Consider the following 11,805-nt stretch of genomic DNA (forward strand, 5'->3'; position numbering starts at 1 on the left):
TCCGTTAAAACGGGGGAAGATCACAGTCCGACAACATGCGCTTGTTAGGCATTTTCTACCCCAATACTTTGAAGTAGCGCCGAATACTGGTCCGGATCTTTTTCTTCAATTTTTCGCAATATAAAACTTGCCGTTGTCTTCATCTCAGGCACATCAATAGGCAAAACACTTCTCTCAAATACACCTGCTAAATGGGAAAACTCATTATTGATGCGATCCGTTAGTGACGATGCCAATGCATCATCTCCGAAAAAACGCGCCAACTTATCATCTTTTTCTACGGCATTGGGGTATTTGTAGTACAAGAATGCTTCAAGAAACTTGCGGGCATTGTTACCAAAGTTGTAGTAGCAATCATGATTTTCATCACACTCGATCTGGGCATGAGCGCATTTATAAATTTGATGAAACAGAAAGTTAAACTCCGTGACGTAGTCTTTCAGGTATCGAGGCATCAATGTAATGTCACTGACTTGATCCGTTCGGTTAATGATAAAGTATTGGGACTTTTTTGTGTTCAAAGCGCCGGGAAGCCGCTTCAGATACTTCAAAAAATCCAAATTGTGAGTCGAAATAAATAGCTGCTTAAAACGGTCACGTTCCTTGATCTCACCGTCATCTTCATATTTCTCTGGCGTTACAATATCAGCATTAATAAGGCTGTAGACAAAAAAGATATGGTTTGCATCCAAGCTGGAAATGGGGTCATCGATCCAAATGATTGGCTGGTTACCTTTAGTCTCTATGTCTTCAAGCTTGGCCATGAAGTAACAGAAAGCTATCAGGCTGCATTCACCTTCGCTGAGATGGAATGCTTTTTTGCCGTTTCGAGTTACCTCAAACCGGTATCCAGATGACGCGTCCCCCAGGTTTTCTTCAATGGCTTTTAGTGAGAGAGACTGGTGGCCAAAAAAGTTGTTCAGATAATCGTTTACCCTATCAGCTCCCTTGCTTTCATCTTTTAACTGGGCCTTCAGTTCAGCGATCTTTTCTCGTTTTACATCAACTTTTTCTTTTGCGGTGTTTTTAGCTTCCTTCGCTTCGCCCATAGCCACATTCAATGCCTCAATGATCGTACACTCGTCTCCATACTTAATGTCGTTTATGAATGTATAAACCTCATGGAGGCGGAGAGCCGCACGAGCTTCTGATTGGTCGGCGCTTAGTGAAGCTGTAAGCTGGTTAGATTCGTTTCTGAGCTCCTCATACGAATCCCTGACCGCATTCAAAGCATCTTCAATAGACTCAGATGTTTTAAACTCAAGAGGCGTAAAAATGTCATCTATTCTTTTTTCGATCTGTTCTTTTATCGAATCCAGACTCTGGCTGTAAGACTCTGATAAGGTCGACAACTGTTCTGCCAATGAATCCAAGTCGGCTGTAAAGTTAGAGTAGAAATCCGAGTTTTTGATTTTCAGTAGATTAGGAACTCGGGATCGCTCACGTTCAATCGATCCAAGCAGGGTTTCCAATGCTTGACGAAGCTCTTCAGACTCCTGATTAAAATGCTTGTCCAGCTTCTCCCACAAATCTTCAGGAAGATCGCTGCCACAAAATGCGCACTTATCTCTTTTCTCTTGATGGTGGCCCCGACCAGTCCTCACCCACGCGGCCAAAGCCGCATCGTTTAGCAATTCCTGAATTGGATCAGATGCCTGAATCTTTTTTTCAATGAACTCTTTAGCCTTTGAAACGATAGTAGAGTATTGAAGATTGAACGTTGATGATTCAGGGATTTCCGATTTGGGTTCTTCTCTAAGGAGGTCGTGAAACTTGCTCACCTGCTCATCAGTAAGCGGAGAATAAGTGTCTTTAGTAACAGTCGAGATGTCCGTCTTTATTTTAGGAACATTGTAGTTGGCATCACCAAACGTTTTATTGTGCTTGATTCCAGTGCTTGCCTTATTGGCTTTATCACGTAACTTCCCCTCCAATTCTGACGACTTGTCGTCATGGTCTTTTTTGGAGCCTTTGAATTTTTCTTCAGCCCCAAAGAGTTCTCCCAGCAGTCCAGACTTGTCCTCTTCGCTCCCAAGTTCGGCTTCATGCTTCTCGATTTCTTCCTCAAGCCTTGTGTTGTCTTCCCCCAAGATTGCGAATGAATTGATCGTCTGCTCGTCATCAACAATGAACCGAAGGTTGTCTCGGACAAAGTCCTCATTGAAAACCCGAACGATTTGATCATGATTACTTAATGACCTCTGCGTGGCAATCCTGCCGCCATCAAAAGACAATTGAAACTCAGGTGAACTATATTTGTCCGATATCGTGCCGGTTTCGAGAGCTCTGAAGATCCGGGAGAGTGTTGTTTTACCAGAGTAGTTGCGGCCATATATGATGTTTAGGTTTTTAAATTCTGCGATGTTGTTACCTGCATCTCGCATGGATGATGACCACTGAAAATCATCATAGACCGCCATACTCTTAATTGAGTCTATTTTTTTTATATGTCCGCTCATGCATGTCCTTTTTGATGATGCCTAACGCCGTTCTCTGGGGCAAACCTAAGCGCAGCGTAGGTTTGTCCTAGCAGCACTTTGTTAGCCTAATTTACTCTCAATAAGCTGCCCACTTTTAAAAACATAGACACCACTCTCCGAAGACATTTTGCCTCCGCAATTAGGACAGCTTTCTTTTGATGAAATAGCCCCATTAATAGTGATATTCATTTGGCCGATATTTGGGACCATTTCGCCTTCAATGCCACAATCTTCACAGGTCAACGTTACCGAAGCTACATCCCGAGATTTCGTCGCAACAAATCCTTTTGCCTCAGGAATGACATAGTGACCTAAGCAAGGCTGACCCCGACTAATCGAAACTTCTCGATAGGTATTAGTCACACCACCAATAAAAGCAAGAATCTCATCGTAATCCTGACCATCTTTAAAACCTATCCAGTAATTTCCGTTATCGTACCAATATTCTTTTCCAGCAACACAAATAGCTCTTATGTGTGCTGTATCATCGCCGTATAATTTTCGATATCGCTCAGCCTCATTTAGTTTATTGCCACTAAGATCCGAATTAAGAGCGAATATTACCGATCTTACTTTCTCGATTGAGTGATGCTTTTCCTTTCCATCTTCACCTTTCAAACCAGGACGATAACCAAAGTTCTGAGCTATATTTTTTGCACTCTCGTGCGCCATTTTTAGCTCGGTAGCATTTAACGTCGTCTTAACTTCGATTGTATAAAGAACAGACTCTATTGGGAAAACGCCAACTTTTTCGTCCATCAGTATTGGAGGCAAGATAGCCCTATTATAAAGAATAATGTCTACTTGCCCCGAAAGCTTCCCACTATAGCTATCTATTATCTGCCCAGTACCCACTCCGACGTCAGCTGGCAATAATGGTTGAAATAGCTGGCTAATTAGCAACTCAAGAACAGTGCCCTTTACTCCTTGGTGTGAGAAGCCTGCCGCCGCTTTTGCTTGATATATGGCAGATACAATCTTAGATCTTAGCAAGTTCTGATACTGGTTTTTTACGGCCATGTTCAAATTTCCGAAAAGGCACTAACGCCGCCAGCACGCGCGGCCTTGTTGTGGAGGCGAAGCCGTAACGGTAAAGCCGTCGCCGTGCCTGGCCTTGTTAGCATTTTTACTGCTCATTTATCTCTGGCAATACCAATTTATTTTGAATATCAATGAACGATTCTCTCGTGTATGGACCAAAGACAAACTCGGTAGCATCCGCAAACTTATGGTCTTTTTCCCGATCTATGTAGTAGTAAGCACACGATTGTTCTGGGCAAGCATATACTGAAATGTATTTTTCATTTGTATTGATACTCTTAGGCTCATCAATACGCCCAATATATGCTCCATCACCAACGTTAAAGCCAAGGCTTTTAACGCCGTCTATCCAGTAAACTTCATAGGGTCCTTCACTCCAAGAAGAGGAACACCCAATCAGAAGTACTGCAACCAAGAATGAAATGTGCTTCACGACTTTCCTTGCATGCTAACGCCCCGCTAGACGGCGAGCGAAGCGAGTCCTAGTGAAGACCACGTTTTCTGTGGCCGTAACGAATTTCAGCGTTTTGTTAGAGTATTTCATCATGAATTCTATACCCAAGACTTACACAAGCCGAGGAAAAGGCATCTCTGAACTTAGTGGCATCAAATCCACCCAGTTTCTTTTGTTTTGATAACAAAACCTCGGTCGAGTTATAAATCAAACCAAAAATATAATTAATGTTTTGTTCAATAGTATTTTTCTTAATAAATTCAAAGTCAGGCCTAACACTATAATGACCGACATTATAAGAATCTGGAACCGCAGGAAGCCTCATTCGTGAAGCACCAGAAACTCTTTTTTGATACCTAAACAGCTTTGGAGGCTTACCAAAAGCTAGCATCCTCATTTCTGAGAGCTCTAGATCAATCCACAAGTTCTCAATACTACCACCGTAATCTCCGCTAAGTTGTTCCGCAATTTTTGAAAATTCACGTCTTAACTCTTTAGCTAGTTCAACCGTACTGGAGTCACAGACATTCGCGTTAATCAAAAATTTCATATTTACTCTAACGCCAAGCTTAGCGGTGAGCGACGAAGGAGTGAATCCTAGGCCCGCCGCGAAGCGGTGAATTTAGGGCCTTATTGCTACAGCGTTTTGTTATATTTTGAACTTCAGTCATCTTCCAAATCATATAGATTAATTGGGTTTATGAGTTCTAAGATCGTAACAATAGTGTTGTTAAAAGACTCATAGTAATCATCGTTATCCTCAATCGAGAATTCTTTTGATTCAGCTCGCTTCTTTAACCTTGCTAACTCAGCTTTGTATTTAGCTTCAAATACCTGCTCAGTTAGATTTTTTGAATCATTAAGCATTTGCTTAAGTGCATCACGTTCGCCTAAGTCGGAGTTATCTCCATCCCACGGGCTGATATCGTTCGTTTCAAGAAACGATAGTTTTCGTTCTATTATTTGCTCTAGAGTTAAAGAACTAGCTAGCCGGTTATTCATGTACGTTGTTGATTCTCAAGAAATATAACAGTTTATTCGTAGGCGTGCTCATTTACACACCTTCATTTGATTTTAAGTTCCGAGCCTAACCGACTGTCACTGTTACGAAAAGAGCCGATAATAAGACTCTTACCAGGATAAAAACGCGCAAGCACGCTTTCGCACCACGATCATCTTTACACTTTGCGCACGATCACTTCCGACAATCCCGTAACTCATTGATTATATAACCCTTATTTTTGGCTTTGGTGTCAATTCGAGCATATACATCTTTACACTCGCGCCTAAACGCGCACTGATTTCACAAAAACTCAAATGCACTGTTTTTATATACAGTACTTCGTGTGAGGTATTGATATGGGTAAAAGCCCCTTCCTGAATGATATTCGTACGTTTATGCGCCTGCGCGGAATGAGCCTCCGTACTGAGCATACCTACATTTACTGGATCAAGGACTTCATCCGTTTTCATCGTCTCAAACATCCGGCGACGCTGGGCGGCGATGATGTCATGGCCTACCTGAGTTATCTTGCTGCAAAGCGTAGCGTCGCGATTAATACGCAAAAAATCGCACTCAACGCACTGGCATTTTTATATAACCAGTTTTTGCAACAGCCATTAGGAGACCTGGACTTTACCTTTGCAACCAAGCTGAGACGCTTACCCGAAGTGCTCAGCACGTCAGAGGTTGCCGCTATTCTGCGCGAGCTTTCAGGGCGCGATAAGCTGATTTTTTCCCTTTTGTTTGGTTCTGGTCTTCGTATTACTGAATGCCTGCGCTTACGCGTGAAAGACTTTAATTTTTCTCATGGAACGTTGACGGTTCATGATGGCAAAGGCGCTAAAGACCGTGTAACTATTTTAAGTCCTTCATTGCGCCCTGCCATTGAAGCAGAGATTTATAACGTACTTCGGCTGCAGGAGTCTGACAACCTGCAGGGCATAGGCCCTTCAATTCCGGGAATACTGTCCAAAAAGTATCCTTCTGCTTATCGACAAGCTGCCTGGATGTTTTTGTTTCCATCATCCGGTTTATGTAATCACCCGATCACTGGCACTCTTTGCCGGCACCATTTGCATGACTCTGTTCCTCGGAAAGCACTTCGCCAGGCGGTTATAAAATCCGGACTTACCAATAAGCGCATTACTTGTTATACCTTCCGGCACAGTTTCGCTACCGAACTGCTTCGTACTGGTCGTGATATTCGCACCGTGCAGGAGTTACTGGGGCATTTTGATGTAAAAACAACCCAGATTTATACCCATGTTATTGGTCAACATTTTGCTGGCACTGCAAGCCCTCTGGATGCCATTGCATCGTTCTGAATTCAGGCACGCTGCCGCCCTTCCTTGTTCATGCCATAACAGGACTGGCAAAGTTTGACTTACGCATATGATTCTCAGGGACTATCAGCATCCGTTCCGCTGCTCAGACGAGCGGGTAGGCTCAGCAATCCCTGCTTTTTCATTAGACTATCGGACTTTACGGGCCCCCTCAACTGATAATTTACTGATCAATTACTGCTGGCTCTTGCCAGCAACGTTTCCAATAATGCTTCCGACGGCGTATCCCAAAGCGTTACGAAGAGCACTTTCCATAGCACTTCCTGCAGAACGTCCCAACGCGCTTGCGGTATCGTGTTCCGCAGATTTCCTGACCTTACTCAGCCTCCTCTTCTTCAGGCCTTTCTTTTTCAGCTCCTTCTTTTTCAGGATCTGTGGCATTGGCCGAATTATTCAAAACAGCGGAGACTATTTGCGCTGTACTGGCCGGGCTTTGAATACAACGGAGGTTTTATGAAGATTGAATCGGCAAGCATAACGGTGGTAACGGCCCAGCTGGCGGAGGCCCGTCGCTTTTATCAGCAGCATTTTGCTGCCCGGCCGCTGTTTGATTGTGGCTGGTATGTGGTGCTGCGCCTCAGTAACAGGCAGGAGCTGTGTCTGATGGAGCCACAGCAGGGTATGGTGCCTTTCAACGGCGGTATTTTTCTGAATATCCGCGTGGAAGATGCTGACGTCCTGCACAAAAACTTAATGGCTGCAGGGCTGGCGGTGGCGATTCCGCTGGATGATCATCCCTGGGGGGATCGTGGCTTTGGGGTGGTCGATCCGGCCGGGGTGATGGTGTATTGCCATCATGCCATTGCACCTGCAGCGGAGTTTGAGCCGTTCTTTCTGCCGCAGGATTAAGACGCAGAATCAGCCATCGCGGCCACCGGATTAAATCAGGGTAAAGGCATCCGGCGCGCTCAGCCGGGCCAGATTGTTGACCCGCTGATCGTTGCCGTTATTGTCTGTGCGTAACATGGCCGGGGTGCATCCCAGCCAGCGGCGGATATCGCGGCTCATATGGGCCTGATCGGCAAAGTGGTATTCTGCTGCCAGTGCAGCCAGTGGTTCATCGCTGCCGGCAATGGCCCGTGCGGTCGCGCGGATTCGCGCCAGTTGTTGCCAGTAACTCGGTGGCCTGCCGGTGTACTCCACCAGCAGGCGGCGCATGTTGCGTTCGCTGCGCGGCCAGCGCAGAGCGCCTGTTGGCGACGGAGGATAAGCGCTGCATCCGGCAAGCTCAGCCAGGTAAGTGCCGATCCAGGCCGGCGGCGTTATGGCGTGGTTATCAATCTGTTGCTGCAGATAAGGCAGCAGACTGCCCGCACTGGCGCTGCTGTTATCTGCCTCAGAGTGCTGGTCAGTCAGCTGCTGCAGCGGCGCTGACCAGCGCTGCAGATTACTGTCATTCAGCAGCGTGAACGGGGCGTCGCGCTCCCATGCGAACCGGACTCCCGGCGCCAGCCTCACGCCGATAAAGCGCGTGGCAGTCTGGCATTGTATGTGGCGCACGCTTTGGTCCAGTCCGCTGCACAGCAGAGCTGCGGGCTGTCCGGCCGGCAGAATGGCGATCACATCACGGCAACCATCGGGCCAGATAACCTCTGTTCCCGCTGGCAGTTCGGCTGACCAGGTACAAACAACCGGATTCATCGGCACACCCTCACTAATGGAATGCACTCCGCCTGCGTGGTGGCTTACGCGCTTAGTTCATTCCTGCTGCTGATTTACGGCAAAACCCGTAAAAGCGGCTACACTTTAATGCAGAGTTTCAACTAAAAAACCTGCGCTATCAATGAGCTGAAGCAGGTTTGCTATGGCAGTCGCCATATTGTGCAGCATACACACGGAGGTAATATCACCATGACCGACCTGATGGAAAACACCGATGAACTCACCCGCCTCGCCGCCGAAGTGGAACGTCTGGAAGACGAAATTCACCGCATAGATAACAAACTGAACAACGATGGTTTTATCTCCCGCGTACCGGCGGCGATGATTGAAAAAGAACAGAAAAAGAAAGCCTGCTTTGAGCGCGACCAGGCAAAACTGAAGGAGAAAATTGCAGCCATCAGCGGTTAGCAATATCGAGCTGGGAGTTAAGTGTCGGCAACCGGTATTTCTGCCATATACCAATATTCACACCCTGGCAGCCCTACCCCGGATATCAGACCACAGATTCCAGACCTGAAACCCAAAAAGCCTGAATCCGGTAGGCACCGGATTCAAGCTTTTTTATTCTTTCAGAATAGCCGCCAGTGGTCTCAGAACTACCTTAAATACGTATCCAACACGTTAAAGCGATATTTAACTGTCCAATCTTCCGGATAGTTTTCGGCCACCCAGAAGGTGACATCCAACGGAATGGTAAACGTCAGCTCAGGATCATAGCCAATGGTTGTAACCTGAATACTTTCCACATTCTTATCCAATAATGGGCCGCCATTCCAACGGTCTGACGCATGGCAGTATAAAAACCAGTAATCGTCCCCTTGAGGCAAAGTCCATATCCGCGGAGCTGTCTCTGCCCGTTCTTTCAGAGTAAATTTGAGCTCATAGTTCGTGGCATTAAGAATGTTGTAAGAGTTGCAGGCGATGGAAGTCTCTTCAGACTTATCACCAGCACCACAGCCAGCTAATACAAGCGCAGCAAACATCAGAAGTTTTTTCACAGAACATCCATTTCCGGGTAAGAATCACAGAGGAACGGATGCTGCCAATATTATATGACAGATAAATGACAAAACTAAAAATAAAGCCAAGAGCGCCTCTGAATAATTCAGCGCCGAAGGATATTGCCCAGTTCTTTGCTGCCAGCCCTCACCGGATGAGCCAAAGGCGCTCCATCATGCACATACACTTTGCGTGCTCCGGCACTTAATCCAAGCTCGGTGTACATGCGCCGCTCAATATCACTGATACCGCCTTCTGTTTTTTCCATCGGCTGAATAATCAGCACAGGCGAGCGCGGCAGAATACTTTTTTCATACACACAGGCAATGCCGTAACGCAGCAACCGTTCTGCATAAGCAAAATCGGCAATTAACAACCGTGGATGATCCAGAGGATTAACCAGTGTTATATCCTGCGTTTGCTTTTCATTTTGTTGTTCGTTGCGCTGTTCTTTTAATTGCTCCTGCTGATACAACTGTGCGGCTTTACGTCCGACAGCCATCACAATTCTTTTACCGTTTTCGGTACGTATCGCCAATAACGGCTGGTCGTCAAAAACCCTGGTTGATTGCGTGCAGCTTATACGGATACGGTCGCTCCACAATTGCGCATAGCAGGTTCCTGATGGCAATGAGCGGATAAAAGCAGACAGCATGTTTACTCCATTTAGTTGGTAATAGCCTTCCCGGGCGGTTTGTGGCTAAAGAATGTCAGGTAAATGTTATACATCATTTAACAGGGCTAAGGTGTAGTTCAGGCGCTCGTTGGCCGAATCCATTTCCAGTATCTCCTGCAGAATATCGGCATCGAAAGCGATCATACCAAACAGTTCAAAACTGAATGCCTGCGCACTTTTTGTCTGCCATTCTTCCGATTCCATTAAATATTCGATACTGCGTTTTACATCATCACCCTGCCCTAGCGCGTAAAGGCGATGCAGGATTTTATCTTTTAACAGGGCATTATCAGCGTCATCCAGCTGTGCTTCTGCGGCGGGTAATTCGCGGTCGGGAAAGGGCTCACATTCGTATATCTGATAGGGCAATAACTGCACCGCGTCTCCCAGACGATAACGCTGTTCAAGATGCACATTCAGATACATGCGGCCGTCATCGCTGGTTTCTACCAACTCGCAGCGTCCGGCACTGACAACCGGATATGGCCGGTAGGTTGCCTGATTGCTGTTCAGCGCCTCTTTCAGATTCCCGGTGGGTTTGCCGGGGCTGATCATCTTTTCGGTATGACAGATAGCGACCGGCATGCCGGTGTCGAGACAATGCTGGATCATGGCGCGATAGCGTGGCTCAAACACGTGCAGCGGGAACACAGTACCGGGAAAGGTAACGCAACCCGGGATCGGGAAAATACACAATCTGCTCATACAACCTCCACACGTCGGCACGTCAGGCTTACTGCCACTATAACGTGATTTTCAGAAGGCTGCAGAGCATGGCTGAAGATAAATCTAAGGCGCTGTTATAGCACGACAGGTTTCCGCATTGGCCAGATCCATTGCCAGCGGCACGCGGCTCAGACGGTTCCCCAGAGCAGAAAGCTGATCAAAAATAAGGCCCTTCTCTGTTACCAGTAAATCGTAACCGTTAAAGCCTTCTCCGGCACCAATAGCCAGCGAGCTGGGTGATTCAAAGCTCAGCGGTGCTGTTGCTATTCGGTCCCCGGCCGCCGATTGATACACCAGCTGCCCCTGCAGGTACATCGCCACGGCAATACCACCGCAGTACGGCATGATGTCGTCAATCAGTGTCGCACCGCTGAACAATACGTTGTCGGCCGCAGCATTGCTGATGCTGTTGCCGGCGTAATCCGTCAGGGTTAAGGGTATTTCTCCCTGCGCATTAAATATAAAGCGGCGTACTTTATTACCATCCGATACGTACAGTGTGTTACCGCTGACCCGCACACCATTTGGCGATTGTATGCCGTAAGCATCTCCCAGCCAGTTTTTTTCAAAGCTTTTAATCGCTGGCAGTGATGCCGAATAATCCAGACTGATGCGGCCCAGTGCTGAACGACCAAAATAATTGGTATCGGCAATTATTAAGTTTCCATCCGGAGCAAATGCCAGACCATTGGGAATGGACAAACTGTCCAGCGGATCGGTTGTACCTTTACGATCCAGTGCGCGGAATATTAAAGGCCGTTGCTTTAGGCTGGCTGCCAGCAGGTGTGTATCCTGCACCAGAACCAGCCGGAACCAGCGCCATTCCAGCCGGTTCTCCTGACAGACCGTAAAAACCCAGCCGTTATGCTCGGCAATACCGGCAAAAGCACAGTCGCTTCCCTCATACAGTGCCCGCCTTTGGTAGCTGGTATTGCCAAGGGCATCCGTTGAACGCCGGATCTGATAAATATTTTTACCACCACTGACCAGTAAATCTCCGGTGGAGGTAAACAGAATATTTTCAGCATCCGGTATTCGCACCAGAGTTTCTTTTTCGATACAACCGGTAAGTACAAAAATGGTTATCAATGCGCAGATCATGCGTAAAGACCGTTCGGAAAAAAGCAGTTTCACTGCAAAGAAAGAACGCAGATAGCGTCCGGCAACAAACAGAGTGCGGGTAAGAGCAACGTTGCGCATGCAGAATCCTTTTTATTGTTTTGATTATTCCAGGCCCGGAATTCACCGGACTTATCAAAACTGGTTCAGCATGGTTAAAGGTGCAAATAACTGGCCCGGATTGTCCGGGCTTTTCTTTAACGTAAAATAACCGCCGGCACTGTTACTCTGGCGATAATAAAAATCAGGCAAAACAGCCAGGGAAGACTGTTATTTTTATTAGGGCCTGTCGACACTAAGTA

Annotated in this window: 13 protein-coding genes; 3 read left to right on the forward strand and 10 right to left on the reverse strand. The window is 46.7% G+C overall.

Translation table 11 applies throughout. The features are described from left to right. Positions 1 to 44: 44 nt before the first annotated feature. From B3P58_RS05410 to B3P58_RS05430, 5 genes are all read right to left on the reverse strand, one after another. Positions 45 to 2,459: an AAA family ATPase gene (locus B3P58_RS05410; protein WP_286716428.1), complete on the reverse strand. Its 2,415-nt coding sequence runs from the start codon at positions 2,457 to 2,459 to the stop codon at positions 45 to 47. Between the two features lie 81 nt (positions 2,460 to 2,540). Then, complete coding sequence (locus B3P58_RS05415; RefSeq protein WP_286716429.1) at positions 2,541 to 3,500, reverse strand: DUF6602 domain-containing protein; 960 nt, start codon at positions 3,498 to 3,500, stop codon at positions 2,541 to 2,543. A 106-nt stretch (positions 3,501 to 3,606) separates the two neighbouring features. Next, positions 3,607 to 3,954, reverse strand: coding sequence for a hypothetical protein (locus tag B3P58_RS05420; RefSeq protein ID WP_286716430.1), 348 nt, complete (start codon positions 3,952 to 3,954; stop codon positions 3,607 to 3,609). 97 nt (positions 3,955 to 4,051) lie between these two features. After that, on the reverse strand, positions 4,052 to 4,525 hold the full coding sequence (locus B3P58_RS05425; protein ID WP_286716431.1) for a hypothetical protein: 474 nt from the start codon (positions 4,523 to 4,525) through the stop codon (positions 4,052 to 4,054). Positions 4,526 to 4,638: 113 nt separating this feature from the next. Next, positions 4,639 to 4,977: a hypothetical protein gene (locus tag B3P58_RS05430; protein ID WP_286716432.1), complete on the reverse strand. Its 339-nt coding sequence runs from the start codon at positions 4,975 to 4,977 to the stop codon at positions 4,639 to 4,641. Positions 4,978 to 5,334: 357 nt separating this feature from the next. On the opposite strand from B3P58_RS05430, the gene B3P58_RS05435 reads away from it, so the two are divergent. Both B3P58_RS05435 and B3P58_RS05440 read left to right on the forward strand, forming a co-directional pair. After that, entirely contained in the window at positions 5,335 to 6,303 is a 969-nt protein-coding gene (locus B3P58_RS05435; RefSeq protein WP_286716433.1) for an integron integrase, read from the forward strand. Between the two features lie 471 nt (positions 6,304 to 6,774). Beyond that, positions 6,775 to 7,170, forward strand: a complete 396-nt coding sequence (locus tag B3P58_RS05440) for a VOC family protein (protein ID WP_286716434.1) — start codon at positions 6,775 to 6,777, stop codon at positions 7,168 to 7,170. A 30-nt stretch (positions 7,171 to 7,200) separates the two neighbouring features. Here B3P58_RS05440 and B3P58_RS05445 read toward each other — a convergent pair whose 3' ends face one another. Beyond that, the gene (locus B3P58_RS05445) at positions 7,201 to 7,962 is read right to left on the reverse strand and encodes a helix-turn-helix domain-containing protein (RefSeq protein ID WP_286716435.1); all 762 of its coding nucleotides are present in this window, start codon (positions 7,960 to 7,962) and stop codon (positions 7,201 to 7,203) included. A gap of 210 nt (positions 7,963 to 8,172) precedes the next feature. Between B3P58_RS05445 and B3P58_RS05450 the strand changes: the two genes are divergently transcribed. Next, positions 8,173 to 8,391 (forward strand): hypothetical protein, encoded by a 219-nt coding sequence (locus B3P58_RS05450; protein ID WP_286716436.1) that lies wholly within the window; start codon positions 8,173 to 8,175, stop codon positions 8,389 to 8,391. Positions 8,392 to 8,579: 188 nt separating this feature from the next. On the opposite strand, the gene B3P58_RS05455 is transcribed toward B3P58_RS05450, so the two are convergent. From B3P58_RS05455 to B3P58_RS05470, 4 genes are all read right to left on the reverse strand, one after another. Further along, positions 8,580 to 8,981 carry a hypothetical protein gene (locus tag B3P58_RS05455; protein ID WP_286716437.1) on the reverse strand — a complete coding sequence of 134 codons (402 nt, stop codon included), beginning with the start codon at positions 8,979 to 8,981 and terminating at the stop codon, positions 8,580 to 8,582. A gap of 107 nt (positions 8,982 to 9,088) precedes the next feature. Continuing rightward, the gene (locus tag B3P58_RS05460) at positions 9,089 to 9,637 is read right to left on the reverse strand and encodes a rod shape-determining protein (RefSeq protein ID WP_286716438.1); all 549 of its coding nucleotides are present in this window, start codon (positions 9,635 to 9,637) and stop codon (positions 9,089 to 9,091) included. A gap of 66 nt (positions 9,638 to 9,703) precedes the next feature. Further along, on the reverse strand, positions 9,704 to 10,363 hold the full coding sequence (locus B3P58_RS05465; protein WP_286716439.1) for an LON peptidase substrate-binding domain-containing protein: 660 nt from the start codon (positions 10,361 to 10,363) through the stop codon (positions 9,704 to 9,706). An 84-nt stretch (positions 10,364 to 10,447) separates the two neighbouring features. Then, complete coding sequence (locus B3P58_RS05470) at positions 10,448 to 11,584, reverse strand: SMP-30/gluconolactonase/LRE family protein (RefSeq protein ID WP_286716440.1); 1,137 nt, start codon at positions 11,582 to 11,584, stop codon at positions 10,448 to 10,450. Positions 11,585 to 11,805 lie beyond the last annotated feature (221 nt).

This window comes from Thalassolituus sp. UBA2009 (genome assembly GCF_002335285.1).
GTDB classification, from domain to species: domain Bacteria; phylum Pseudomonadota; class Gammaproteobacteria; order Pseudomonadales; family Oceanobacteraceae; genus Venatoribacter; species Venatoribacter alkanivorans.